Source organism: Micromonospora sp. DT231 (assembly GCF_049847025.1).
Taxonomy (GTDB): Bacteria; Actinomycetota; Actinomycetes; order Mycobacteriales; family Micromonosporaceae; genus Micromonospora.
In genome coordinates this window covers 1-25778 of sequence record NZ_JBNCNO010000023.1, presented here as the reverse complement: position 1 = coordinate 25778, position 25778 = coordinate 1, and the positions used below count along the sequence as shown (strand labels likewise).

The window sequence follows — 25778 nt, the reverse complement described above, 5'->3', positions numbered from 1 at the left end:
TGCTGCTTTGCCGGCCACGACACTTCCAACCGGCGTTGCGCGAGGCGTACCTGCTGGTCGGTCGGCAGCACGAGCTGCCTGCGAGTTCGACGACGCTCCGATCACCGACCCCGGCCCGCGTCCCCGCTCACCCCCAACGCGATCCCGGCCCACTTCGCCGCGGCACTCGATTGCGGTCGATACCCGGGGGAGGCCGGCGTGTGCGCCGACTGACCTCGACGGCGCTCGACGCCGTGCGGTGGGATGTACGTGAGAACCTCGGCGAGCTTGGCGGTGTTGCCGAGCCGGGTGAAGATCGCAGCGGCTTCCTCGAACGCCCGTCCTGCGGCCGACGGCTCAGTCTGCGCGTACGCCTTGCCCAGACTCGTGAGCGCCGCGGCCTGCATGGAGTGCCATCCGCGGGTCCGCCAGATCGCTACCGATTCCTCGAGGTGGTTGACCGCCCGTGCGGGGCAACCGTCGGCCATCTCGATCTCGCCCAGCAGCTGCAGTGCCTCCGCCAGGTGGTGGCCCATGTGGTATTTGCGGCTGAGCAGCGCCGACGTGTCGGCGGTGCCGCGCGCGGCTGCCGGATCACCCCGCCGCAGGTCCAGCCGAGCCAGTGCGAGCAACGTCAGGACTTCGGTGTACGTGTCGCCGAAGTGACGCGAGATGCTCAGCGCCTCGTGCAGCATGCTGTGGCTGCGCTCGAAGTTGGCGAGCTCGCGATGGGTGATGCCGGAGAACTGGAGGACGGTCGCGACCCAGCGCGGATTGTCCAGGACCCGCGCCTCGCCCAGGGCGTCGGCCAGGCCAGCGGCCGCGTCGTCGAACCGCCCCTGCTCGTAGTGGGCGACCGACATCGCCAACCGGGCCCGGATCCGGCCCCCCGGGTGCCCCGACCGGTTGGCCAACTGGAGGGCACGGGTGGCATAGGTGATCGCGGCAGGGCGGTCGCCCGCCGCGGTGAGCGCCCAGGAGCACATCACGGCGGCGTCGCTCATGCCCTGCTCGTGGCCCAGGAGGGTGAACATGTCCAACAGCCGGAACGCCCCGTCGTGCAGCCGGGACATCGCGTCGCCGTCGCCGTCGCCGTCGGTGATCCAGGTGGTCACGTCGATCAGGCCGCGGAGCATGACCGCCTCACCGAGCAGGTTGCCCGCCGCACGGCACGCGGACATGACCTCGGTGTTGGTGTCGACCCAGTCGCTGTACATGCCGCGCACGTCGAAGTACTTTTCCATGCACCCGGCCAGGTCGAACGCCACGTCGTCGAGGCCGAGCAGACACGCCTGCCGGATCAGGGACAGCAGTGCCGCCCTCTCGGCATCGAACCACAGGCCCGGGCCGATGCTCGGCGTGTACCGGTCGACCCAGCCCGTGGCCGGACGCGCCGTGGGTCCGCTGATCGCCGCGTAGCACGGCCCCGGGATGTGTCCAGCCATCCGCTCGGTGAGGGCCAGCCAGGCACCGAACCCGCTGGTGAGCGCAGCCGTGATCGACTCATCGGTCTCCTCGACAGCGGCGCGTTCACGAGCGAAGATCCGTACCAGGTCGTGGAAGCGGTAGCGCTGCTGTCCGGCCCCATCGGTGCCGGCGGCGGTCAGCAACTGCGCATCCACCAACGCCTCGGCGTGCTCGACGCCCAGGTCCAACCCGGAGTCCAGAATGGCCGCGGCGAACCAGGCCGCAAAGTCCGGCAGGTCGAAGAGGCCGAGCAGTCGGAACAGCCGCCGTGCCGTGGGGTCGAGCCCCTGGTAGCTCAACGCGAGCGAGGCGCGAACCGCCAGGTCACCGGCCGCCAACTGGTCCAGACGGCGGCGCTCGTTGCCGAGCATCGTCGCCAGGTGTCCGAGGTGCCATCTGGGCCGGGCGGCGAGGCGCGCCCCGGCGACGCGAACCGCCAGTGGTAGCCCACCGCACAACGCGATGATTCTTTCCGCTGCGGCCTGCTGAGCGGTCAACCGCTTGTCGGTGATGATGCGGGCCAGGAGCCGGATCGCCGTCGTCGGTGAAAACACGTCGAGGTCGACGCGGTGGGCGCCCTCGATGCTTGTCAGCCGTGCCCGGCTGGTAACCAGGACAGCGCAGGTCGCCGTGCCCGGCAGCAGGGGCCGGACCTGGCTCTCCGTTGCCGCGTTGTCCAGGACCAGCAGCACGGAACGGCCGGCGAGGCGGGTGCGGTACAGCTCGGCACGTTCGGTCTCGTCGGCCGGAATCCCCTGGTTCGGCACACCCAGCGCGCGCAGAAACCGGGCCAGGATGTCACCGGGTTGCAAGGGCGACGCGTCGGCGCCGCGCAGGTTCACGTACAGCTGACCGTCGGTATACGTCTCGGACAGCCGGTGGGCGACGTGGACGGCGAGGGCTGTCTTGCCGACGCCGCCCATGCCGCTGATCGTCGCGATGACCGGCGCGTGGTGGTGTTGGCTGGCACGCGTCGCGCCCGACAGGTGCTTGAGCAGCGACGGCACCTGCTCCTCGCGGCCGGTGAAGTCGGCGATGTCGGGGGGCAGCATGGCAGGCACGGGTCCGTCGTCAGGTGTGGGCTGCGGCGCGTCGTGCATGACGGGTGCCGCGTGATCCGACCGGGTCGGAGCGGCGGCGAGCGCGTTGCGCGTCGCGACCCACCTGGCGACGTCCGAGCCGTCGAGCCCGCAGGCTCGGACGAACGTCGCGACGATGTCGCTCCTGGGCAGGGTGGCGCGGGCAAGCATCGAGGCGGTCGTGCTCGCCGGGAGCACCTCACCGGCGGTCTCCGCCCGCTGGGCCAGCTGCCGGAATGACAGGTCTGCCCAGGCTCGCAACTGTCGGAGAGCGGCAGTGAACTCGCCCGGCTCGGTGACCCCATTCGGATTCGGCGGACCTCCACCATACTGAGTCATACGTCCCCCGTGTCGACGTCGCTCTGTGTTTGATCATCGTGGTTCTCGATGGGTCGTGGAACCAACGGCGTTCGAGTCTGTCCGGGACATACTGGCTCTACGCGGTTTAGCGGGGGTCTATCGACACCCTCGGATGCTGGTCACCGTCTGGGTCCTGGCCGGCCCGCAACGGCTCGTACACCCCCGCCGCTGGGTCGCAGATTGGACCCCTGGCGCGCCCTCCGGCCGCGTACGGCGCACTCTCCCAGGGCCCCATGAACGCCAATACTGGTGGGGCCACCTCACCAGGGAACGGCGGATCTCCGCCATGTCCTGCTGTCCGAGACACGATCGGACACGGCTTTGATCAGCGGGGACAGCTCGCGTCTGTCCGGGACGGTCGGTGGCCGTTGCTCCGGCCCGTTGGCGGGAAGCAGTATCGGTGTCACCCCCGTTCAACAACCACCGCCAGGGGATGGCGAGCACGTGATGTGCCCGCATGACGGACCGGTCGGATGCTGGGCAACCACCGGGGCCACGGGGGAAACGCCCGCGGAGCAGGGCGTTTGCCGGGAGGAATGGGGTGTGCCGACGGTGCGGACATTGTCGTTTGAACGGAAATTCGCCATCGGTGTGGCGGCGCTGTGCGCCAGCAGTTGGGCGATCGGTGCGCGGACGCGGTTTGTCGGTAGGCGTCGGCGGATGGCGATGTCTTCCACGATGCGTCGTGCCGATGGCAGTCTCGTCGAGGTCGATCACACGCGTCCGACGGACGCCGCATTTGGTGTGGTCTTCTTCAACGGGCTCGGCTCTCCACCCGAAGAGTGGGCCTGGGTGCGTGAGTACCTGCCCGAGAACGCCGCCTGCGTCGGATACAACAGGCCTGGCCACGGACTCAGCAGCCCGCTACCCGGGGCCACCCTGGAGGAGCAGTTCCAGATCGTCGACGAGCTGCGTGGGCACTACCTCGAAGGGCTGCCGGTGGTGCTGGTGGGGCACTCCCTCGGCGGCTACCTGGCCGCCGCGTACGCCGAGTCGCGCGGCGGTGCGGGGTTGTCGCACGTGGTGATGGTCGATACCACGATCATCACCGACCTGAAGGCCTTCGCCGGCACGCTTCCCGACTCGTGGGCGCGGCAGCACCTGCTGCTGGAATCCCTGTGGGCCGCCACCGGCCTCAACGTCCTACGGCCGATAGGAGCGTTCACCGAGTCGTACGCGGACGAGGTCAAAATCAGCTTCATCGAGTACCACGCCTTGCCTCGCACGTGGACCACCGCGTACCGCGAGTACATGGCCGCACGCACGTACCCACCCGTCCAGAGGCTGACGGTCCCATTGCAGGTGGCGACGGCGACGAAGGGTACGAATATCGCGAAGCACCGGGCGTCGCAGGAACGGATGTTGAAGCTGTCGGACCGCTCCTGGCACCACGTGTACGAGGACGCCACCCACATCGGGATCGTTGCCGAGCAGACACACGCCAAGCAACTCGCCGAACTTATCGTCCCTGGGAGTTGGGAGTGAACAGACAACGTGTCCTGTATGCCGCGCTATCGACCGGACTCGCGGCGTGGCTGGTCAACACCGCCGCCGGTCAGCTTCCCGACCAACGGTTCGACCACCTGCTCGAGCGGGGACCCCTGCGACTCCTCCGGGCACCCAACTGGAGGTTCTTCGGGCCCAATCCCGGTGTGTCGGACATGCACCTGCTCTACCGTGACCTCACCAGCGGCACGGCGACTGAGTGGAAAGAGATCGAGCTAGTCCCGGACCGGCCCTGGTACGGCCTCTTCTGGAACGCGACAAACCGCGTTCCCAAGGTCATCTTCGACGCGCTCCAGGTCACCGTCAAGGCGTCAAATGAGTCGTCCGCCGACCTGCCGCACATCGTCGCCACCTCCGGCTACCAGCTTTTGAAGCGTTACCTGCTGACGCAGGTCCCGCACCAGCCGGGCGCCGACCACACCCAGTTCATGATGCTGCAGGGTCACCCCGAGGATGAGGGGAAGTACACGGTGAAACCGATGTTCGCTTCCGAACACATTCCCCTGACTCCCGCGCTTCCGGCAGCCGCCACCGCACAGTAGGCCACATCGGCTGAGAGCCCCGTCCTCAGGCCGCCGTACGCGCTGTGAGGGCGGTACCCCCAGCCGAAGTGGGCGTCCTGCCCCACTGGGGAGCGGCCGCTGTTCTTTCGGAAGGACCACCAAGGGATCCAACAAGGATCAGGAAGAAGGGATCCAGATGTCTCTCGTCGCCCAGTACGCCAATGAAACCCTGCCCGACGTCTCGCCGGGGATGCTCACGCAGATCGAAATCGTCTCCCCGTTCGACGGCACCGCCGAACCCGTCTTGTTCACCCCCCTCACCGTTACCTGCCCGGAGGCGGTTGCGCTCTTCGCTGCTGGGGTGGGGGCGCTCGCGGCGAACGTCAACAACTACGTCGCACGGAACGCCTACTGAGATCCGGGAGCGGATTGAGTACCGCTGACTGAGAGCGGGGATATCGCCGGCGGTGGTGATGCGGAATGCGCCCCACCACCGCCGGCGATGCCCAGGCCTGGCAGTCAAATCCAGCAGAAGGAGATCTTGTGTTTCGTCGTCTGACCCGGGTTGCCTCGTTCCTCAACGCGCTGGACCCGGCCATCACCGCGCGCCGCATCGCCTCCGCGGGGACGTTCATCGCGGCGTTGGAGACGCTCAGCCAGCACAAGCGTTTCGCGAAGGGCGATCTGCTGGGGAGCCAGATCGATGCCTTCGAGCCGACGATGGCACAGGATCACCCCGGGCTGCACCGCGTGTTGGCGTCCAGAGCGCTCCCCTACACGATCTTCGGGGCGCAGGCCGCACTGTCGGCGGCCACCTTCATCTGGCCCAAGAACCGGCCGCTGCGGATCGCGGGCGGCGCGACGCTGGCCCTTCTCCAGAGCGTGCAGGGCCAACTCATGCCGTTCGGCCGGGACGGCGCCGACCAGTTGCAGTTGGTCATCAACGCCACGATGGCCACCACCGGCCTGATCCGCGACCAGGAGCGGGCCGACGACCTCGCGATGCGGACGCTGGCACTGGAGACATCGCTCTCCTACGTCGCGTCCGGATTGGTGAAGGTCGTGTCCCCGGTCTGGCTGAAGGGGGACGCCGTCGCCGGAGTGATCCGGACGAAGAACTACGGGCACCCGCACGCGCACAAGCTTCTGACCCGCTACCCGGTGATGTCCAAGGTCCTGTCCTGGGGCACGATCGCCATCGAGTTCGGATTCCCCCTCATCTACGTGCTTCCCAAGCCCGCCGCCCGCGCCTACCTCGGCACCATGACGGCGTTCCACCTCGGCATCGGCGCGTTCATGGGGCTCAACCGGTTCGTTCTCGCGTTCGGCGCCACTCATCCGGCGATCCACTACGTGCTGTCGCAGCGTCGGCGTGAGCTTGCCCTCGTGCCCCGGCCCGCCACACCCCGGCCGGACGCTGCCCTTGCCGCCTGAGCGGTGCACCACGCCCCAGCGATCTGCGCATCGCCCGAGACGGCAAGCCCTCACCGCGAGGGCGCTTCGACAACCGAGCACTGGGACGGAGAACCCATGACGATCGCGGACATCGGCTACGGCAGACAGTTCGGAGGCTGGTACGACCGCATCTTCCGGGACGGTGGCGCCACTGGGGTCACCGTCGACGCCCTGGTCGAATGTCACCCGGAGCCCGCCTGGGGGACCCTGGAGTTGGGCGTGGGGACGGGCCGCGTCGCGTTACCGCTGTCGCGCCGTGTCGGCCCCGTCACCGGGGTGGACTCCTCTCCGGAGATGCTGACAGCTCTCGAGAAGAAGTCCGACGAGGGTGAGGTGATCGCCGAGCTCGGCGATATCCGGACCTACCGTGGCGACCGGCAGTACGGCCTCGTCTACTGCATCTGCGCCACGCTGGCGCTGATCCTCGATCCCGAGGAACAGCGAAACGTCATCGCCCGTGCGGCGGAACACCTGCGGCCCGGTGGCAGGCTGCTGGTCGAGACACACAACCGTCCCGGTGTCGAGGCGTTGCATCAGGGCTTGGCACGCAGCACAGCTTTCCTGCCGTTGTCCGAGCCGGACACCGGCATCCAGATGAACGCCCTGCTCCTGGGGGAGAACCGGATCTGGCAGGTGTCCACCATCCTGTTCGAGTCGGATGGCACGCACCGCATCGGTACGGAGATCACGCGCCTGCTGACGCCCAGCGAGGTGGATGTCTACGCCCAGGACGCCGGGTTGCGGCCGGAGGGCCACTACAGCGACTGGCACCGCAACGAGTACCTTCCCACCGCCGGTGTGTTCGTTTCGTCGTACACGAAGCCGGCATGATCGGTCGCGCTACTGTTCGCGGGCGCGGCGCCGGCCTCGCCGACAAGCGGTTCCTTACTGACACCGCACCGGCATGACGCGCGCCGACGTCGCCGTCGTCGGCAGCGGACCGAACGGGTTGGCCGCCGCCGTCACCATGGCGCGTGCCGGGCTGACCGTGCACGTTCACGAACAGGCCGCCACGGTCGGCGGTGGCCTGCGCGGTGCGGCGCTGTTCGACTCCGAGATCTGGCACGACACGTGCGCGGCCGTGCACCCCATGGCTGCCGCGTCGGCGTTCTTCCGGGAGTTCGACCTCGCGGCCCGCGGCGTTGCGCTGCTGCGGGCGCCGATCGCCTACGCGCACCCCTTGGACAGGGGCGCCGCCGCGTTCGCCTACCACGACCTCACCAGGACCTGCGATCGGCTCGGCCCGGACGGGGGCCGCTGGCGGCGGCTGATGGCTCCGCTGGTGCGGCACAGCACGGGCGTAACCGATTTCCTGCTGTCCGGCCAGCGGTCCCTGCCGCACGACCTGGCCGCACCGCTGCTGCTCGGCCCGCGTCTGCTCGGGCATCTCCTGGGGAGCGACGGGTTGCGCACCGAGGCTGCCCGGGCACTGCTCACCGGGGTTGCGGCGCACGCGGTGGGCCGGCTGCCCAGCCTGCCCGCGGGGGCCATCGCGCTGCTGCTCGGGCACCTGGCGCACGCCACCGGCTGGCCGCTGCCCCGGGGCGGCAGTGTCCGCATCGCCGAAGCCCTCGTCGACGATCTGCGGGCGCACGGTGGCATCGTGCACACCGGCCGTCGGATCACCGACCTCGCGGAGCTCGACGCTCAGGTGATCATGCTGGACACCACACCGCACGGCCTGCTGGCGCTGGCCGGCGACCGGCTGCCGCCGCGCTACCGCCGGGCGTTGGAGCGCTTCCGTTACGGCCCCGGGGCGGCGAAGGTCGACTTCCTGGTCAGCGGACCCATCCCGTGGGCCAACCCGGAGGTGGGCCAGGCGGGGACAGTGCACGTGGGTGGCGCTCGCGCCGGCATGGTCGCGGCGGAGAACGCGACGGCGCGGGGCGAGGCAGCCAAGGAGCCGTTCGTGCTCGTCGTCGATCCGGCCGTGACCGACCCCGGCCGCGCGGTGGGTGGCCGTCGCCCGGTGTGGGCCTACGCACACGTGCCGAACGGCGATACCCGGGATCCGGTGCCGCTGGTCACTCGCCGTATCGAGCGGTACGCGCCCGGCTTCGCCGACACGGTCATCGCGGCGCGGGGTGTGTCGGCGGCCGAGTACGAGACGTACAACCCCAACTATCGCGGCGGCGACATCGGCGCGGGGGCTGTCACGCTCACCCAGGCCGTGTTCCGGCCGGTACCCGCCTGGAACCCGTACCGCACGCCCCTCGCGGGTGTGTACCTGTGCTCGGCGTCGACGCCTCCTGGCCCCAGCGTGCACGGTCTCTGCGGACACCTGGCCGCCCGGGCCGCCCTGCGCAGGGAGTTCCACCTGGCCGCGGCCCCGCCGCTGGGGCCCACGGACGAGACGAGCAGCCCAAGCACCATCGTGAGCCGTGCTCCCGGGGACAGCGGTTCGCCGAGTCGTTAGCCGAGGGGACGCGCGGGCTCACCCTCAGCTGTGGTTGTCGAACCGCAGGCGCACCCACGGCAGCGCCGCCCGCCATCCGGCCAGCTCGAAGGCCCAAGCCGTGAGCACGGAGTGGACGAGCCGCTTGTCCTCGGTGAACGCCTGGAAGTGACTGTCTTCGCCACCCTCGCGGTACTCGACCTGGTATCCGTTTGCCTCGGTGCGGGCAACCTGCGCGAACGTCTGACCGGTGGCATCGGTGAGACGTTCCACGACGAGGAACATTTCCTCGCCGCGCTCCATGTCCGACAGCAACTCGAACAGCAGATCCTCTGAGGGGTCGTGCCAGATCTGGCCGGACTCCATCGTGACGCGAAGCAGCGGAGCAGTCATACCGTAATGATCCAGGAGCCCGGGTTGCCGGTGTGTCCGCTCCGTACCCGATGAAGGGGTGGGCCGGGACCAACGGCGGGCTTTCGCATGCCGGCGGCCGTCGCTCGAGGCAGGGGCGCGGATACCGATTAATGCCTATAGGAGCAGTAGAGTATGCAGAAGGGGGCATAGGGGTCGATGTGTCCGATTGGGGGTCCACGTGACGCCCGTTGCTTCCTAGCGTCGAGGAACGAGCCGCCGAGGCCGTCGACGGAACCGCGGCGGCGCCTTGCGACGAGCATGGAGGCGTTGATGGTTGTCACGTTCATCGTCGGAAGCGGCCGCTGCGGATCGACACTCATGTCCCGGCTGCTGCGCAGACATCCCGCGGTGCTCAGCGTCAGCGAGTTCTTCGCCGCGCTGACTGTGCGGCGCGACGCGATCCCGCTGGCACCCTTGGACGGGGCCGCGTTCTGGGAGATGCTCTCGGCCAACGACCCGTACCTCGACGCGATGGTGCGCGACGGGTTACGCGCGCCGGAGCTGACCTACCCGTACGAGAGCGGGCGCTTCGGCCCCGCCGCCGGCGTACCGATGATCTCGCACATGACGCTGCCGATGCTCAGTGACGACCCCGACCGGCTCTTCGACGAGCTGGCCGCGGAGGTGCCGGCCTGGCCGCTGCGCCCGGCCGGCGAGCAGTACTCCGCGTTCTTCGAGCTGATGGCCCGCCGCCTCGGCCGGCCCGTGGTCGTCGAGCGCTCGGGCGCCTCACTGGCCCTGGTACCCGACCTGCTGGCGCACTTTCCCGGCGCGCGGTTCGTCCACATCCACCGCAACGGCCCCGACTGCGCCGAGTCGATGAGCCGGCACATCGGCTTCCGGCTGACCGCGCTCGCCCGGCACGCCGCCCGGCTGGCCGGGGTCGCGTCGCCCGCCCAGCTCAATCCGGAGACGATGAAGCGCGTGCCGGCGGAGCTTGTCGATCTGCTGGTGCCGCCCTTCGATCCCAGCGCGTTCCGCGACTACCGGATCCCGGTCGAGGTCTTCGGTGAGATGTGGTCCGAGATGATCACCGAGGGGTGTACGGCTCTCGCCGCGGTGCCCGCCGAGCGTCAGGCCGAGCTGAGCTTCGAGGCGCTGCTCGCCGACCCGGACGAGGAGCTCACCCGGGTGGCCGGCTTCCTGGGCGTCGACGCGGACCCGGCCTGGCTGGCGGACGCCCGCGGCGAGATCGACCCCAGCCGGATCCACGGCGCGGCCGGGCTCGACCCGGCGGCCGGTGAGGCTCTGCGCGCCGCCTGCGAACCCGGCGAGCGGTCGCTGCGCACGCTCGTGGGCTGAGCGGCGCGAGCCCGGCTACGCGCCGGATCCCACCATGGGGTCCGGCGCGTTCTCCGCGCGTACCGCAAACGGGGTGGCGGCGAAGCCGACGACCTGGCGCCCGAGCAGGTCCAGGCGCATCGCCGCCTTGGTGTCCGTGCACGTCCCGTCCGGCTCGAAGCCGATCCGGCCGCTCTCCAGGCACACGCTGACCGGCACCGGCCACCCGCGCAGGGCGTGGATCACCGCGCGAAGCGAGTCCAACGTGGAGCCCAGGGCCTGCCCACCCAGCGCCGCCACCACGCAGCCGACCGCCCGGCCGTCCAGGTAGGGCCGCTCGTCGAGGCTCAGGTCCTCCAGGTAGTCCAGCGCGTTCTTGACCAGGCCGGAGACGCCGGCGTGGTAGGCCGGAGTGGCGACGATCAGACCGTCCGCGGCGCGCACGGCCTCGACCAGCCTGATCGCGGCGGCGGTGCGTTCCGGCCGCTCCGGGGCGTACGCGGGCAGGTCCGCCAGGAAGCGGCCGTCGAAGCACAGCGTCCGTGCGCCCAGGCGCTCGGCCACGCCCAGCGCCGCCCGCAACCCGCGCTCCGACGTGGAGCCGCTGCGTGTCGTGCCGCCCAGGCCCACCACCAGCGGCGCCGGTCCCGAGGACTCCGTCAATACGGTCATCTTCCCGCCTCGCCGCTCGTCCGGGTGTGCCTTCGCCATGGTGCCCGTGGCCGGCGGAGCGGAGAACCCCTTAAGGGGAGCGGCCGCCCGTTTTAGGTGTCCCTAGGGGTGTGGGTGCAGTTCGCGGCGACCGTAGCGTCCGGGACGGACCTGGTGGTCCCACCGATCCCACGAAGAAGGGTGCCGCCGTGACGAGCGTGTTGCAGGTCGACGACCCAGCCGTGCGAGGCGACCGCCTCCCGCCGGAATCAGTTCTCGCCGGTGCGCTGCCCCGCATCGCCGGCGTCGGTACCGCGGTGCCGACGTTCAGCTACACGCAGGAGGAACTGCTCGGCATCTTCCGGATCGCCGACCCCAAGATCCGCTCGGTGTTCCGCAGCAGCGCGATCGACCGCCGCTACCTGACCCTGCCGCCGAACGGGCCGGACGGCAACCCGCGCATGGAGTCGCAGGGTGAGCTCATCGCCAAGCACAAGCGACAGGGCATCGATCTGGGCGGCCGGGCTCTGCAGGAGTGCCTCAAGAACGCGGACCAGACGCTCGCGGACGTGCGCTACCTGTGCTGTGTCTCCTCGACCGGCCTGCTCACGCCCGGCTTCAGCGCCCTGCTGATCAGGGAGCTCGGCCTGCCGGTCGGCACGTCGCGCCTCGACGTCGTCGGCATGGGCTGCAACGCCGGGCTCAACGCGCTGACCGCCGTGGCGTCCTGGGCCTCGGCGCACCCCGGCCAGCTCGCGCTGATGGTGTGCGTGGAGGCGTGCTCGGCGGCGTACGTCTTCGACGGCACCATGCGTACGTCGGTGGTGAACAGCCTCTTCGGCGACGGCGCCGCGGCCGCCGCGATCATCGCCGGCCCCGACCCGCGCGAGGCGGTGCAGGGACCGACAGTCCTCCGCTTCGCCAGCTGCATCATCCCCGACGCCGTGGATGCCATGCGCTACGACTGGGACGACGAGGCCGGCAAGTTCAGCTTCTTCCTCGACCGCGACATCCCGTACGTCGTCGGCGCCCACGCCGAGACGGTGCTCGCGGACCTGCTGGCGGACACCGGCCTGCGGCGCAGCGACATCGCCCACTGGGTCATCCACTCGGGCGGCAAGAAGGTCATCGACTCGATGATGGTCAACCTCGGCATCACCCGGCACGACGTACGGCACACCAGCGGCGTCCTGCGCGATTACGGCAACCTGTCCAGCGGCTCGTTCCTCTTCTCCTACGCGCGGCTGCTGGAAGAGGGCGTCGCGCGCCCGGGTGAGTACGGCGTGCTGATGACCATGGGACCGGGCTCGACCATCGAGACCGCGCTCATCCGCTGGTGAACGACGCGACCACGAGCCAAGGAGACAGCCGCATGACCGACAGCGTGGCACCCGCCCTGGTCCTGGACCGGGAGGAACCGGTGCGGATCGAGACCACCGTGGACACGGCGCAGCCGCTCGGTGCCCCGCTCATCGCGGACGTGGAGCGCCTCTGCGACCGCATCGAGGAGGCCGGCGGGGCGGCGGTGGCGCTGCTCCACCTGACCGGCGGCGCGCTGGCCGAGTGGCCGGGCGGCCCCGGCATCCACGTGGTCAACAAGTGGGAACGCGCCCTGCGCCGGCTCGAACGCTCCGCCGCGGTGACCATCGCGCTCGTCGACGGACCCGTCGTCGGGGGCGCCCTGGAGATCCTGCTCGTCTGCGACCAGCGGATCGCCGGTCCCGGCGCGACCGTGACGCTGCCGGGCACCGGCGGCGCCTGGCCCGGTATGGCGCTGTACCGGCTGGCCAACCAGATCGGCGCGGTCGCCGCCCGCCGGCTGACACTGTTCGGCGCGGACCTCAGCGCCGAGCAGGCCCGTGCCCTCCACATCATCGACGAGGTCACCGCGGACCCGACCGCCCGGGCCGCCGAACTGCTGGGCGCTCGGCCAGTCGACGGAGCCGAACTGGCCATCCGCCGCCGGCTGCTGCTCGACGCGGTGAACACCAGCTTCGAGGAGGCGCTCGGCGTCCACCTCGCCGCCTGCGACCGGACCCTGCGCGCGAGCGCGGGCGAGCCGCGATGACCGCCGCGCTCACCGTGCCCACACTGCGCGGTGACCGGGCAGCCGACGCCCGCGCCCTGACCGAGGTCACCGCCGGCGCGGAGGAGATCCTCGCCGGCCTGCCGCCGCGCGTCGACCGGGACGCGGGCCAGCAGGACCTGGCCGCCCGCGTGCACGCCGACTGCCGGGCGCTGCGCGAGGAGTTCCTGCGCGCTCACGCCGCGCAGTTGTACCGGGAGCTGACCGGCGACCACACCCGCCGGCCGCGGCTGCCCGAGGTGGCGTACGCCGCTGCCGACCTGGTTCCGGGCCTGGTGCCGACGGCCGCCCAGATCGCCGCGGAGCTGCGCCACGAGCAGGCCGGCAAGGAGGGGCGCGAGATCGACCAGGGCATCCTGTTCGGCGCGCTGCTCGCTCTGCCGGACGCGGGCGAGCACCTCGTCGAGTCGATGCTCGGCCCGGTACCGCGCTCGCTCGAGCTCGCCGACCTGTTCGCGCGTACGGGCCAGCTGGAGTTGGGCAGCGTCCGGCTCAGCCGCACCGGCGGGGTGACCCGCCTCGAGGTGCACAACGACCACTGCCTCAACGCGGAGGACAACCAGCTCGCCGAGGACATGGAGACCGCTGTCGACCTGGTGCTGCTGGACGGCGAAACCCGTGTCGGCATGCTGCGCGGCGCGCCGATGTCGCACCCGCGCTACGCCGGACGGCGCGTCTTCAGCGCCGGGATCAACCTGCGCGACCTGCACCGCGGCCGGATCTCGTACGTCGACTTCCTGCTGGCCCGGGAACTCGGCTACCTCAACAAGATCGTGCGCGGCCTGCACCCGGGCGACGGGTCGCCGCCGGTGCAGAAGCCGTGGGTCGCGGTCGTCGAGTCGTTCGCCATCGGCGGCGGCGCCCAGCTGGCCATGGTCTTCGACCGGGTGGTCGCCGCGGCCGACGCGTACTTCAGCCTGCCCGCGGCGCAGGAGGGCATCGTGCCCGGCGCGTCGAACCTGCGCCTGATCCGGCGGGCCGGCAGCCGCCTCGCCCGGCAGATGATCCTCGGCGGCCGCAAGGTGTGGGCGCACGAAACCGACGGCCGGCTGCTCTGCGACGAGGTGGCCGATCCCCGCGAGATCGAGGCGGTCGCCGCCCGCGCCGCGGAACAGCTCAGCGCGCCCGCGGTCGTCGCCAACCGGCGGATGCTGGGCCTGGCCGAGGAGCCGCCACAGCGGTTCCGGGAGTACATGGCCGCGTTCGCCGGTGTCCAGGCGTACCGGATGTACAGCGACGACGTGCTCGGCAAGGTGGAACGGGCCGCGCTGCACGGGATGAACGGATGACCCCGCTGCAGGCGCTCTTCGCGGTGCTCCGCGAGGAGGGCGTGACCCGGATCTTCGGCAACCCCGGAACCACCGAGCTGCCGCTGCTCGACGCGCTGACCGAGCTGCCCGAGTTCGAGTACACGCTCGGGCTCCAGGAGGGCTCGGTGATGGCGATGGCGGACGGGTACGCGCGGGCGACCGGCCGTACCGCCTTCGTCAACCTGCACGTGGCCGCCGGGCTCGCCAACGGCATGGTCGGCATGCTCAACGCGGCCCGGTCCCGGACGCCGCTCGTGGTCACGGCCGGTCAGCAGGACCGGCGGCACCTCGCGCAGGACCCGATGCTCGCCGGCGACCTGGTCGGCATCGCCCGGCCCGTGGCCAAGCAGGTCTTCGACGTGCAGCACGCCTACGACCTGCCGCTGCTGCTGCGCCGGGCGTTCGCGCTCGCCGCGCGGCCACCGGCCGGCCCGGTGTTCCTGTCGCTGCCGATGGACCTGATGGCCGAGCTGACCGAGGTGTCGCTGCCGTCCCGCTCGGTGGTGGCCCCCGCCGGCCCGGCGCCCGGCCTGGCCGACGCCGCCCGGCTGCTCGCCGCCGCACGGTCGCCCGTCATCGTCGCCGGTGACGGCGTCGGCCGGGACGCGGCCGTACCCGCGCTGGTGGCGGTCGCCGAGGCGCTCGGCGCGACCGTCTACCACCAGCCGATGAACGACGGCGTCGACTTCCCCGGCAGCCACCCGCTGCACGCCGGCACACTTCCGGCCCGGCACGCGGGCATCCGCGCCGCGCTCACCGGCCACGACGTCGTGCTCATCGCCGGCTGCCACGCCTTCACGCCGCACCACTACACGCCCGAGCACCCGCTGCCGGACGGGATCACAGTCGTACAACTGGACAGCGACCCGGCGGAGATCGGGCGCAACTTCGGTGCCGACCGGGGCCTGGTCGGCGGCATCCGGGCCTCGCTGCAGGGGCTGGCCGCACTGCTCACCGGCACCGCCGACGGGTCGGCGGAACGCCTCGCCGCCGGACGTCTCGCCGCCGAGCGTCGCGACGCGGAACTCGCCCGGCAGTTGGGCGGCCTGCGCGCGGTCGCGCCGATCGACCCACTCGCCGCCGCGGCCGCGGTCGCCGCCGGGCTGCCCGACAACGCCGTCCTGGTCGAGGAGGCCATCACCACAGGCGTCCTGCTGCGCCGGGTGCTGCGGCTCGACCGGCCCGGCTCGTACGTGCACACCGTCGGTGGCGGTCTCGGCTCCGGCATCGGGGCCGCCGTCGGCCACCGCCTCGGTGACCCGCGACGGCCCGTGGTCGCCGTGCTCGGCGACGGCTGCACCATGTTCGGCCTGCAGGGGCTCTGGAGCGCCGTCCGCTATCGGGTGCCGGTGACGTTCGTCGTGATGAACAACGGCGAGTACCGCACGCTCAAGCACACGCTCGACGACATCGACGGCCCCTCCGCGCGGCAGCGCCGCTACCTGGGCCTTGATCTCGGCCCGCCGGCGCTGGACTTCACCCGCGCCGCCGCGTTCTTCGGCATGGACGCGATCCGCGTCCGCGACACCAACGAGCTGACCGAGACCCTGGCCAAGGCCGGAACCCGGGACGCGCCGCTGCTGATCGACGTGCCCATCACCGGGCACCGACACCCGGAGGAGGACGCATGACCAGCACCGACCAGCGGCTGCGGATACCGGCCGCCACGGTTTTCAGCGACGGGTGGCGCACCGCCGCCGGCGGCACGCTGGAGGTCACCGCACCGGCGACGGGCGCGGTGCTCACCACCGCCGGCCGGGCGAACCCCGGAGACATCGATGCCGCCGTACGCCGGGCACAGGTCGCCCAACCCGCCTGGGCGGCCCGGCCCGCACCCGAGCGGGCGGCGATCCTGCGCCGCGCCGCCCACCTGCTCACCGAACACCGCGCCGACGTCGCCGGCTGGCTGACCCGCGAGGGCGGCGCCGTGGCGGCCAAGGCCGGCTTCGAGATCGACTCGGCGCTCGACGAGCTGTGGGCCGCGTCCGCGCTGCCGACGCAGCCGTACGGCGAACTCCTCGCCACACCGGCCGGCGCGCACAGCGTCGCGCGCCGGATCCCGCTCGGCGTGGTCGGTGTGATCACCCCGTGGAACTTCCCGCTGATCCTCGCGCTGCGGGCGGTGGCGCCCGCGCTCGCGCTCGGCAACGCCGTGGTGCTCAAGCCCGACCTCAACACCCCTGTCGCCGGCGGGCTGGTGATCGCCCGGCTGTTCGAACTCGCCGGGCTGCCCGCGGGGGTCCTGCACGTGCTGCCCGGCGACGCCGACGAGGGCGCCGCGCTTGTCGACCACCCCGACGTCGCCATGATCGCGTTTACCGGCTCCACCGCGGTGGGCCGGGTCATCGGTGAGCGGGCCGGTCGCGCGCTTAAACGCACCGCGCTGGAACTCGGTGGCAACAACGCGCTGATCGTTCTCGAGGACGCCGACCTGGACGCCGCGGCCGCTGCCGGCGCGTTCGGCGCCTTCTTCCACCAGGGCCAGATCTGCATGGCCGCCGGACGACACATCGTCGTCGAGGCGGTCGCCGACGAGTACCTGGACCGGCTCGCCCGGCGCGCCGACAAGCTGCGCGTCGGCGACCCCGCCGACGGCGACACGGACCTCGGCCCGCTGATCAACCGTGCGCAGCTCGACCGGGTCCGCCGCCTCGTCGACGCGTCGGTCGCCGCCGGCGCCACGGTGCGTGCCGGCGGCAGCCACGACGGGCTCTTCTACCGGCCGACGGTTCTGGCCGGGGTCACCACCGCCATGCCCGTCTTCGCCGAGGAGGTCTTCGGCCCGGTGGCGCCTGTCGTCGTCGTCCGCGACGAGGACGAGGCCGTGGCGGTCGCCAACGACACGCCGTACGGGCTCGTCGCGGCCGTGCAGACCGGCGTACCCGCCCGCGGCGCCGCGCTCGCCGACCGGCTGCGCACCGGCATCGTCCACGTCAACGACCAGACGATCTACGACGACGCGTACGTGCCGTTCGGAGGTCGCGGCGCCTCCGGTGACGGCAGCCGCTTCGGCGCCACCCACAGCCAGGACGAGTTCACCCAGTGGCAGTGGCTGACCGTACGCGACAGCCCGCCCCCCTACCCGTTCTGATGCACCCCGGAGCAGGGATGAGACCGCGGTGACCGGCGAACCGCGAGTCCGCTACGAGCGCCACGGCGGGGTCGCCCGGGTGACCATCGACCGGCCCGCGGTGCTCAACGCCATGGACCGCGCGACCCACGCCGAGCTGGCCCTGATCTGGGACGAGGTGGAGCGCGACGACGCCGTCCGGCTGGTCGTGCTCACCGGCGCCGGAGACCGGTCCTTCTCGGTGGGCCAGGACCTCAAGGAGTTGGCCACCCGCAACGCCTCCGGCACCGCGCCGAGCACGTTCGGCAGCCGAGGTCAGCCTGGCTGGCCCCGGCTGACCGAACGGTTCCGGTTCAGCAAACCCCTGATCGCCCGGGTCAACGGGTACGCCCTGGGCGGCGGCTTCGAACTCGCCCTGGCCTGCGACATCGTGGTCGCGGCCGAGCACGCCGAGTTCGGTCTCCCGGAGGCGCGGCTCGGCCTGGTGCCCGGTGCCGGCGGGGTGTTCCGGCTGGCTCGGCAGGCGCCGTTCCGGGTGGCACTGGGCCACCTGCTCACCGGACGGCGGATGAGCGCCGCCGACGCGCTGCGGCACGGCCTGGTCAACGACGTCGTCCCCGCCGCCGACCTGGACTCCTGCGTCGACGGCTGGGTGCGTGACGTGCTCGCCTGCTCGCCGCTGGCGCTTCGGGCGATCAAGGAGGCCGCCACCGCCTCCGTCACCATGCCGCTGGAACAGGCATTCGCCACCCGCTTCGAATGGGAGGAACGCCGCCTCGCGGGTGAGGAGTGGCGCGAGGGCCCGCGCGCCTTCGCCGAGAAGCGCCCGCCGCACTGGGTAGGGGAGTCTTAGGGGTCCCGGCCCCCGGTCACGCGCACCTACTTTCGCTTCAGAACGCGGAGCGAAGTCCACTGAGGAGACACATGCGCGAGCACGGGGACAATCAGGGCGTACGCCGGGCCGCCCAAGCCACGGCCTTCACCATAGGCGCCGCCATCGTCGGGACGACCGTGCTGCCCGCGGCGGCCCTCGCGGCCGGCTCCAGCTTCGCCCCCGCGGCGGTCGCCGCCGCCGGGCCGGGCGCCACCTCCATCGTCGCGGCCGACCTCGACCGGGACGGCCGCGCCGACCTGCTGACTCCCAACTTCGACGCCGGCACCCTCAGCGTCCTGCGCGGCGACGGCACCGGGCGGATCGTCGCCGACCCACCCATCGCGGTCGGCGCGGGCGCCGCCGACGTCGTGGTCGCCGACCTCAACCACGACCGCATCCCCGACGTCGTCGTCGCGAACCTCATCGACAACACCGTCGCGGTGCTGCTCGGCACCCGCGGCGGTGGCCTCACCGCGCCCGTCGCCCACCCGGCCGGAGCCCGCGCCGGCGACCTGGCGGTCGGCGACGTCACCGGGGACGGCGTACCGGACGTGGTCGTCACCGACCACGACACGGTCGGCGTGCTCGCCGGCGACGGTCACGGCGGCCTCGCGCCCACCCGGACCTTCGCGGCCGGCACCGACCCGACCGACGTCACCATCGCCGACCTCAACCGCGACGGGCGGCCCGACCTTGCCGTGTCCAGCGTCGCCACCGGCTCGGTCAGCGTGCTCCTGGCGGACCGCACGGGTGGCTTCACCGCACCGCGCACGTTCCGGGCCGGCACCGGCCCGGTCGGTATCGCGGCCGCCGACGTCGACCGTGACCACGACACCGACCTGGTCGTCAGCGACTACCTCGGCAACGCGGTGGTCGTCCTGCTCGGCGACGGCCGGGGCGGATACCCGCTCACCCGCACCTTCGCCACGGGCGCTGGCCCCGCCGACGTCGTCGCGGCTGACCTCGACGGCGACCGCAAGCTCGACCTCGCCACCGCCGACGTGCACACCAGCACGATCAGCGTGCTCAGCGGCGACGGCCGCGGCGGCTTCTCGGCCGCCACCAGCCTGCCCGCCGACGGCATGCACCCGTCGGAGATCGTCGCGACCGACCTCAACCGCGATCGGCGGCTCGACCTCGCCACCGCCAACTACACGTCCGGCGACGTGACCGTCCTGCTAAACACCACCACCCGCGGCTGACCAGCGCGTAGCAGTTCCAGGCACGACCGCTGACACGAGGGGGATCCATGGGAGAGCTCGTCCGCCCGATCTCGGAGCTGCTCCGCGACCAGGCCGACCGGCACGCCGACAAGGTCGCCTTCGAAGACGACCGGCGCGCGGTGACCTACCGCGGCTTGGAACTGCGATCCCGGCGGCTCGGCGGTCATTTGGTCGCCGGTGGTCTGCGCCGCGGCGAGCGGGTGGCGATCTTCCTGCCCAACGGCGTCGCGGTGCTGGAGAGCTACTACGCCGTGGCCCGTGCGGCAGGGGTGGCCGTACCTGTCGACCCGGCCACCACCGAGGCCGAGCTCGCCCACCTGCTCACCGACAGCGGCGCCCAAGTGGTGATCACCGACCGGACCCGGCTCGACCGGGTCCGGCGGGTCGCCCCCGGCGTGCGCACGATCGTCGACGACGGCACCGGACCCGGCTCGTTCGAGGCGCTCGCCCGGTTCGAGCCGCCCGAGCCCGCCCCCGACGACCTCGGCCTCGACGAGATCGCCTGGATGCTCTACACCTCCGGCAGCACCGGCCGGCCCAAGGGCGTGCTCTCCACCCAGCGGGCCTGCCTGTGGTCGGTCGCCAACTGCTACGCGCCCATCCTCGGGCTCGGCGAACAGGACCGCCTGCTCTGGCCACTGCCGCTGTTCCACAGCCTCGCCCACGTGCTCTGCGTGCACGGCGTGCTCGCCGTCGGCGCCACCGCGCGCATCATGGACCGGTTCGCCGCCGAGGACGTCTTCGACCTGCTCAACGCGGGCACCTACACGATGCTGCCGGGCGTACCCGCGATGTTCCACTACCTGCTGCGCGCGGCCGCCGACACCGGCGCTCGGCTGCCCGAGCTGCGCGCCTGCCTGGTGACCGGTGCCGTCGCACCCGCCGCGCTGCGTGCCGAGTTCGGCCGTACCTTCGGCATCTCCCTGCTGGACAGCTACGGCAGCACCGAGACCTGCGGTGCGATCACCATGAGCGTGCCGGCGGCCGGCGCGCCGGACGGCTCCTGCGGGCGGCCGGTACCCGGCCTGTCGGTCCGCGTCGTCGAACCCGAGAGCGGGCGCGACGTCCCGGCCGGCACCGAGGGCGAGGTCTGGGTCAGCGGCCCCAACCTGATGGCCGGCTACCACGACCGGCCCGAGGACACCGCCAGCGCGGTGCGCGACGGCTGGTACCGCACCGGCGACCTGGCCTGGACCGACGCCGACGGCAACCTCACCATCAGCGGCCGCCGCAAGGACATCATCATCCGCGGTGGCGAGAACATCCACCCGACCGAGGTGGAGGAGGCGATTCGCGGTGCCGCCGGCGTGGCCGACGTGGCGGTCGCCGCCGTCTCGCACGACGTGCTCGGCGAGGTGCCGGTGGCGTACCTGGTCACCGACGGCCCGGTCGACCCGGACGAGATCTTCGAGCGCTGCGAGCGGGTCCTCACCGCGTACAAGCTGCCCGAACGCCTCTACCAGGTCACCGCGATACCCCGCACCGGCTCACGCAAGGTACGGCGGCACGCGCTCGCCGGTCATCCGGCCCGGCTCATCGCCGTACGCGGGCAATTGCCGGTCCTGCTGGCACGGCGCTGGACCCGGCCGCCCGCCGCGCCCGGCACCACCGTGGCCAAACTGGTGATCGCCGGCCCACGACCTGACGCCCTGGCCGCCGCACCGGTGCGCACCGACCTGACGGACCTGCCGGCCGACGCCACCCACGTCCTTTTCCCCTACCCGGGCGGCGACCCCCTCGCCTGGGTGCACGACGTGCTCGCCCGGTGGCAGGACACCGCCACCGGGCGGGCAGGTCCTGTCCTGATCGCGCCCGAAGGGTCCGGAGTGGACCGCGCCGACCGCGGCCCCGCCGTGCTGGTCGAGACCGCCGGCGACCCGCGCTGGGCCGACCTGCCCGGCCTGCTCGCCGGCGACGAGCCCCACATCGTCCTGAGCGCGGACGGCGGCCGGGTGCCACGGCTCGTGCGGATGGCGGCCGGCACCACGACACCTGTGCCCATCGACGCCGCCACCACAGCAGCGGTCACCGGCACCGCCGGGGAACTCGGCCGGCTGGTGGCCCGGCACCTGGTCACGGCATACGGGGTACGCCGTCTGATCCTGACCGACGCCGGCCCGGAGATCGCCGCCGAGCTGGCCGCGGCCGGGGCCGAGCCGATCCTGGCCGCTCCCGAGCAGGTCGCCCGGCTCCTCACCGAGTCACCGGCCGGCACCCGCCTGGTCGCCGAGACCGGGCTGGTCCTGCCCGGCGACCTGCCTGCCGACCTCCTGCTCGCCTGCGCCCCGCTCGGCTCCGGCGACGACCTCGCCGCCGAGGCCCGGGTCCGTGACCACCGGGCCGCCGGCCGGTCGGCGGTCTCGCTGGCCGCCGGCCCGGTGACCGAACGTGACCTGCTGGCCTGCCTCGACGTCGCGCTGGGCGCCACCGAACCGCACGTCGTCGCCCTCGCCACGGACGCGCCGCAGGCGATCACCGCGGTTCCGGCGGCCCAACTGCGCGACCTGACCGGCCGACCCGCGACCGGGCCGGACACGGGCGTCCTCGTCGCGCTGCGTACCCGCCTGGGCGCCGTCGGCCCGACCGAGCAGGACCGGATCCTGCTCGACCTGGTCCGTGGCCGCGTCGCGACCGTGCTCGGCATGACCGAACCCGGACGGGTCGCCGCCGACCGCAGCTTCACCGACCTCGGCTACGACTCGCGGATGGCGGTGGAGCTACGCAACGCGCTCACCGCCGCCACCGGCCTGCGCCTGCCCGCCACCCTCGCGTTCGACCAGCCGACGAGCCGGGCCGTCGCCACTTACCTCGCGGCCGCACTGCTGCCGGAACGGGCCGCCCACATCGCGGCCGCGGACAGCAACAGCGCCGGCGCCGCGCCTGACGAGCCCATCGCCATCGTCGCGATGGGTTGCCGCCTGCCCGGCGGCGTCACGTCGCCCGCCGACCTCTGGCGGCTGGTCACCGACGGCGTCGACGCCGTCTCCGGCCTGCCCGCCGACCGCGGCTGGAACCTCGACGCCCTCTACGACCCCGACCCGGACCGCGCGGGCAAGAGCTACGTCCGCGAAGGCGGCTTCCTCGACGGCGCCGGCGACTTCGACGCCGCGTTCTTCGGGATCAGCCCGCGCGAGGCGCTCGCCATGGACCCGCAGCAGCGGCTGCTGCTCGAGGTCGCGTGGGAGACCGTCGAGCGGGCCGGGATACCCGCCACGGCACTGCGCGGCAGCCGCACCGGGGTGTTCGCCGGCCTGATGTTCCACGACTACGGCGCGGGAGTGATCGATGCTCCGGACGGCGTGGAGGGTTACCGCGGCATCGGCGGCGCGGGCAGCGTGGTGTCGGGGCGAGTGGCGTACACCCTCGGCCTGGAAGGCCCCGCGATGACGGTGGACACCGCCTGTTCGTCGTCGCTTGTCGCGATCCACCTGGCCGCGCAGTCGCTGCGGTCCGGGGAGTGCTCGCTCGCCCTCGCCGGCGGCGTGGCAGTGATGGCCACCCCGTCCGTGTTCGTCGAGTTCAGCCGGCAGCGAGGACTGGCCCCGGACGGGCGGGTGAAGGCGTTCGCGGCGGCCGCCGACGGTACGGCGTGGGGTGAGGGCGTCGGCGTCCTGCTGCTGGAACGGCTCTCCGACGCGGAGCGCAACGGTCACCAGGTGCTGGCCGTGATCCGTGGTAGCGCGGTCAATCAGGACGGTGCGTCGAACGGCCTGACCGCGCCGAACGGGCCATCCCAAGAGCGCGTCATCAGGCAGGCGCTCGCGGCGGCCTCGCTCTCCGCCGGGGACGTGGACGCGGTGGAGGCGCATGGCACCGGTACCACGCTGGGTGACCCGATCGAGGCGCAGGCGTTGTTGGCCACGTACGGCCAGGATCGGTCCGAGCCGCTGTGGCTGGGGTCGCTGAAGTCGAATATCGGTCACACGCAAGCGGCTGCGGGCGTCGCTGGGGTGATCAAGATGGTCGAGGCGATGCGGCACGGGGTGTTGCCGGCGACGTTGCACGTGGATGAGCCGTCACCGCATGTCGACTGGTCGGCGGGAGCGGTTTCGCTGCTCACCGAGGCGCGGGAGTGGCCTCAGGTCGGTCGGCCGCGGCGGGCGGCGGTGTCGTCGTTCGGTGTTTCGGGGACGAATGCGCATGTGATCGTGGAGCAGGCGCCTGAGGCCGCGGATGTGGTGTCGCCCGAGATGCCCGCTGTGCCGTTGGTGTTCTCCGCGCGTGGTCAGGCGGCTTTGTCGGCGCTGCGGGAGCGGGTTTCTGGTGATTCGGCGGCGGTTGGTGCTGCGTTGGTGCGGCGGTCGGTGTTCGAGGATCGGGCGGTGCGGGTCGGTGACGAGCTGATCGAGGGCACTGCCGTGGTGTCGCGGGATCGTGTGGTGTTGGTGTTCCCCGGTCAAGGGGCGCAGTGGGTCGGTATGGGCGGCCAGTTGCTTGATGAGTCGTCGGTGTTCGCCGCCTGGGTGGCGGAGTGTGAGCCGTTGGTGGATTTCTCGCTGACTTCGGTGTTGCGTGGTGGTGATTTGGATCGGGTGGATGTGGTGCAGCCGGTCTCGTTCGTGGTGATGGCCGGTCTGGCGCGGGTGTGGCAGTCCCTCGGCCTGCCGATCGCGGCCGTCGTCGGGCATTCACAGGGTGAGATCGCCGCCGCCTACATCGCCGGTCGGTTGTCGTTGGAAGACGCGTTGCGGGTGGTGGTGCAGCGGTCCCGGATCGTTGGTCAGCGGTTGGCCGGTGCCGGGGCGATGGCCTCAGTCGGCCTGCCCGCCGCTGAGGTGCAGGTGTTGTTGACCGACGGGTTGAGTGTGGCTGCGGTCAACGGCCCGTCGCAGGTGGTTGTTGGTGGTGATCCTGCCGAGGTGCAGGCGTTGGTTGCCGGGTGTGAGCAGCGGGGGGTGCGGGCTCGGTTGGTGCCGGTGGATTACGCGTCGCACACCGCCCAGGTCGACGTCATCCGCGAGGAACTCCTCACCGCCCTGGCCGGGATCACGTCACAGCCGGGTGTGCTGCCGATGTACTCGACCCTCACCGGGGCTGTGCTGGACGAGAGCGTGCAGCTCGACGCCGAGTACTGGTTCGCGAACCTCCGCTCGACGGTGCGCTTCGCCGACGCGGTTCAGGCGTTGGCCGGTGACGGGTTCGACGTGTTCGTGGAGTCCAGTGCTCATCCGGTGTTGACGTACAACGTTGATGCCCCGGTGGTGGTGGGGACGTTGCGCCGTGCTGAGGGTGGTTGGGATCGGGTGGTGCGGTCGGCGGCGGAGGCGTGGGTGCAGGGCGTCCCGATCGACTGGGCCGCCCAGTTCGCCGGTATCACTCCCGCTGACCTGCCCACCTACCCCTTCCAACACCAGCGCTACTGGCTGACCTCTGGCGGCAACCGCGGCGACGTCACCGCCGCCGGACTCCAGGCGGTCGACCATCCCGTACTCGGTGCCGCGATCCCGGTCGGCGACGAACTCGTGCTGACCGGGCGCCTGCCCGACAAGGCCCGAGACTGGCCGGCTGGCGCGCTCCTGCTCGAACTCGCCATCCGAGCCGGCGACGAGACGGGGTCCACTCACGTGCGCCGGCTCACCGTCCACCGGGCGCCGGCGAGCCCGGCGGACGTGCAGGTGCACCTCGGCGGTGACGACGGCACCGGCGTGCGTTCGGTGCGCATCTCGTCCCGCGACGAGGGCACCGGCACGTGGGTCGAGAACGCCACCGGAACACTGACCACCGAGACACCGGCAGCCGCCGCGACCACCGGAACCTACGCCGAGGTCGTCCTACCCACCGACGACCACGACCAGGCCGCAGGCTTCGCACTGCACCCGGCCCTGCTCGGGCTCGCCCTCCAACTCGACGCGGGATTCGAGGCCACCGACTGGCAGGGCGTGACGCTCCACGCCGCCGGTGCCACGGTGCTACGCGTCCACGAGACCGCCCGCGACGACCGTACGAGGCGGCTGGACCTGACCGACGCCGCCGGCGTACCGGTCGCCACCGTCGACGCGGTCAGCGTCGCGCCGCTGAACGAGCCCACCCGGCTCCACGACCCTCTCTACGCGGTGCGGTGGGTTCCGGTGGAGTCGGGGGGTGTGGATACGTCGGGTGATGTGGTGTTGCGGGTTGGTGGTGGT

At 71.9% G+C, this 25778-nt stretch carries 18 protein-coding genes; 15 read left to right on the top strand and 3 right to left on the bottom strand.

Going from position 1 to position 25778, the window contains the following annotated elements:
• Positions 1 to 101 precede the first annotated feature (101 nt).
• Entirely contained in the window at positions 102 to 2864 is a 2763-nt protein-coding gene (locus ACPXBU_RS34230) for an ATP-binding protein (RefSeq protein WP_425761328.1), read from the bottom strand.
• A gap of 687 nt (positions 2865 to 3551) precedes the next feature.
• On the opposite strand from ACPXBU_RS34230, the gene ACPXBU_RS34225 reads away from it, so the two are divergent.
• From ACPXBU_RS34225 to ACPXBU_RS34200, 6 genes are all read left to right on the top strand, one after another.
• A complete protein-coding gene (locus tag ACPXBU_RS34225; protein WP_425761327.1) occupies positions 3552 to 4370 on the top strand; it encodes an alpha/beta hydrolase in 819 nt (272 codons plus the stop codon).
• Positions 4367 to 4933, top strand: coding sequence for a hypothetical protein (locus tag ACPXBU_RS34220; protein ID WP_425761326.1), 567 nt, complete (start codon positions 4367 to 4369; stop codon positions 4931 to 4933). The genes ACPXBU_RS34225 and ACPXBU_RS34220 overlap by 4 nt, the downstream gene beginning before the upstream one ends.
• 157 nt (positions 4934 to 5090) lie before the next feature.
• Positions 5091 to 5309 carry a linaridin-like RiPP gene (locus ACPXBU_RS34215; protein ID WP_425761325.1) on the top strand — a complete coding sequence of 73 codons (219 nt, stop codon included), beginning with the start codon at positions 5091 to 5093 and terminating at the stop codon, positions 5307 to 5309.
• A 128-nt stretch (positions 5310 to 5437) separates the two neighbouring features.
• The gene (locus ACPXBU_RS34210; RefSeq protein WP_425761324.1) at positions 5438 to 6328 is read left to right on the top strand and encodes a hypothetical protein; all 891 of its coding nucleotides are present in this window, start codon (positions 5438 to 5440) and stop codon (positions 6326 to 6328) included.
• Between the two features lie 96 nt (positions 6329 to 6424).
• Positions 6425 to 7180, top strand: a complete 756-nt coding sequence (locus ACPXBU_RS34205) for a class I SAM-dependent methyltransferase (RefSeq protein WP_425761323.1) — start codon at positions 6425 to 6427, stop codon at positions 7178 to 7180.
• 73 nt (positions 7181 to 7253) lie between these two features.
• Positions 7254 to 8765, top strand: coding sequence for a phytoene desaturase family protein (locus ACPXBU_RS34200; RefSeq protein WP_425761322.1), 1512 nt, complete (start codon positions 7254 to 7256; stop codon positions 8763 to 8765).
• Between the two features lie 24 nt (positions 8766 to 8789).
• On the opposite strand, the gene ACPXBU_RS34195 is transcribed toward ACPXBU_RS34200, so the two are convergent.
• The gene (locus ACPXBU_RS34195; protein WP_425761321.1) at positions 8790 to 9137 is read right to left on the bottom strand and encodes a hypothetical protein; all 348 of its coding nucleotides are present in this window, start codon (positions 9135 to 9137) and stop codon (positions 8790 to 8792) included.
• A gap of 291 nt (positions 9138 to 9428) precedes the next feature.
• Between ACPXBU_RS34195 and ACPXBU_RS34190 the strand changes: the two genes are divergently transcribed.
• On the top strand, positions 9429 to 10460 hold the full coding sequence (locus tag ACPXBU_RS34190; protein ID WP_425761320.1) for a sulfotransferase family protein: 1032 nt from the start codon (positions 9429 to 9431) through the stop codon (positions 10458 to 10460).
• 15 nt (positions 10461 to 10475) lie between these two features.
• Here the strand turns inward: ACPXBU_RS34190 and ACPXBU_RS34185 are convergent, their stop codons facing one another.
• A complete protein-coding gene (locus tag ACPXBU_RS34185; protein WP_393374078.1) occupies positions 10476 to 11111 on the bottom strand; it encodes an NADPH-dependent FMN reductase in 636 nt (211 codons plus the stop codon).
• Between the two features lie 188 nt (positions 11112 to 11299).
• On the opposite strand from ACPXBU_RS34185, the gene dpgA reads away from it, so the two are divergent.
• The 8 genes from dpgA to ACPXBU_RS34145 all read left to right on the top strand — a co-directional run.
• Positions 11300 to 12430: a 3,5-dihydroxyphenylacetyl-CoA synthase DpgA gene (dpgA, locus tag ACPXBU_RS34180; protein WP_425761319.1), complete on the top strand. Its 1131-nt coding sequence runs from the start codon at positions 11300 to 11302 to the stop codon at positions 12428 to 12430.
• A 32-nt stretch (positions 12431 to 12462) separates the two neighbouring features.
• Entirely contained in the window at positions 12463 to 13158 is a 696-nt protein-coding gene (gene dpgB, locus ACPXBU_RS34175; RefSeq protein ID WP_425761318.1) for an enoyl-CoA-hydratase DpgB, read from the top strand.
• Positions 13155 to 14465 (top strand): (3,5-dihydroxyphenyl)acetyl-CoA 1,2-dioxygenase DpgC, encoded by a 1311-nt coding sequence (gene dpgC / locus ACPXBU_RS34170; RefSeq protein ID WP_425761317.1) that lies wholly within the window; start codon positions 13155 to 13157, stop codon positions 14463 to 14465. The genes dpgB and dpgC overlap by 4 nt, the downstream gene beginning before the upstream one ends.
• The gene (locus ACPXBU_RS34165; protein ID WP_425761316.1) at positions 14462 to 16117 is read left to right on the top strand and encodes a thiamine pyrophosphate-binding protein; all 1656 of its coding nucleotides are present in this window, start codon (positions 14462 to 14464) and stop codon (positions 16115 to 16117) included. The genes dpgC and ACPXBU_RS34165 overlap by 4 nt, the downstream gene beginning before the upstream one ends.
• Entirely contained in the window at positions 16114 to 17577 is a 1464-nt protein-coding gene (locus ACPXBU_RS34160) for an aldehyde dehydrogenase family protein (RefSeq protein WP_425761315.1), read from the top strand. Before ACPXBU_RS34165 ends, ACPXBU_RS34160 begins: the two co-directional genes overlap by 4 nt.
• A 28-nt stretch (positions 17578 to 17605) precedes the next feature.
• Positions 17606 to 18409 carry an enoyl-CoA-hydratase DpgD gene (dpgD, locus tag ACPXBU_RS34155; RefSeq protein ID WP_425761314.1) on the top strand — a complete coding sequence of 268 codons (804 nt, stop codon included), beginning with the start codon at positions 17606 to 17608 and terminating at the stop codon, positions 18407 to 18409.
• Between the two features lie 71 nt (positions 18410 to 18480).
• Positions 18481 to 19632: an FG-GAP repeat domain-containing protein gene (locus ACPXBU_RS34150; RefSeq protein ID WP_425761313.1), complete on the top strand. Its 1152-nt coding sequence runs from the start codon at positions 18481 to 18483 to the stop codon at positions 19630 to 19632.
• Positions 19633 to 19679: 47 nt separating this feature from the next.
• On the top strand, positions 19680 to 25778 hold a 6099-nt coding region (locus tag ACPXBU_RS34145), incomplete at its 3' end, for a beta-ketoacyl synthase N-terminal-like domain-containing protein (RefSeq protein WP_425761312.1).

What these genes read in the sequence shown, in the direction of transcription:
- ACPXBU_RS34230 (WP_425761328.1), bottom strand. Translation starts at nt 2,864, where the DNA reads ATGACTCAGTATGGTGGAGGTCCGCCGAATCCGAATGGGGTCACCGAG.
- ACPXBU_RS34225 (WP_425761327.1), top strand. Translation starts at nt 3,552, where the DNA reads ATGTCTTCCACGATGCGTCGTGCCGATGGCAGTCTCGTCGAGGTCGAT.
- ACPXBU_RS34215 (WP_425761325.1), top strand. Translation starts at nt 5,091, where the DNA reads ATGTCTCTCGTCGCCCAGTACGCCAATGAAACCCTGCCCGACGTCTCG.
- ACPXBU_RS34205 (WP_425761323.1), top strand. Translation starts at nt 6,425, where the DNA reads ATGACGATCGCGGACATCGGCTACGGCAGACAGTTCGGAGGCTGGTAC.
- ACPXBU_RS34200 (WP_425761322.1), top strand. Translation starts at nt 7,254, where the DNA reads ATGACGCGCGCCGACGTCGCCGTCGTCGGCAGCGGACCGAACGGGTTG.
- ACPXBU_RS34195 (WP_425761321.1), bottom strand. Translation starts at nt 9,137, where the DNA reads ATGACTGCTCCGCTGCTTCGCGTCACGATGGAGTCCGGCCAGATCTGG.
- ACPXBU_RS34190 (WP_425761320.1), top strand. Translation starts at nt 9,429, where the DNA reads ATGGTTGTCACGTTCATCGTCGGAAGCGGCCGCTGCGGATCGACACTC.
- ACPXBU_RS34185 (WP_393374078.1), bottom strand. Translation starts at nt 11,111, where the DNA reads ATGACCGTATTGACGGAGTCCTCGGGACCGGCGCCGCTGGTGGTGGGC.
- dpgB (WP_425761318.1), top strand. Translation starts at nt 12,463, where the DNA reads ATGACCGACAGCGTGGCACCCGCCCTGGTCCTGGACCGGGAGGAACCG.
- dpgC (WP_425761317.1), top strand. Translation starts at nt 13,155, where the DNA reads ATGACCGCCGCGCTCACCGTGCCCACACTGCGCGGTGACCGGGCAGCC.
- ACPXBU_RS34165 (WP_425761316.1), top strand. Translation starts at nt 14,462, where the DNA reads ATGACCCCGCTGCAGGCGCTCTTCGCGGTGCTCCGCGAGGAGGGCGTG.
- ACPXBU_RS34160 (WP_425761315.1), top strand. Translation starts at nt 16,114, where the DNA reads ATGACCAGCACCGACCAGCGGCTGCGGATACCGGCCGCCACGGTTTTC.
- ACPXBU_RS34150 (WP_425761313.1), top strand. Translation starts at nt 18,481, where the DNA reads ATGCGCGAGCACGGGGACAATCAGGGCGTACGCCGGGCCGCCCAAGCC.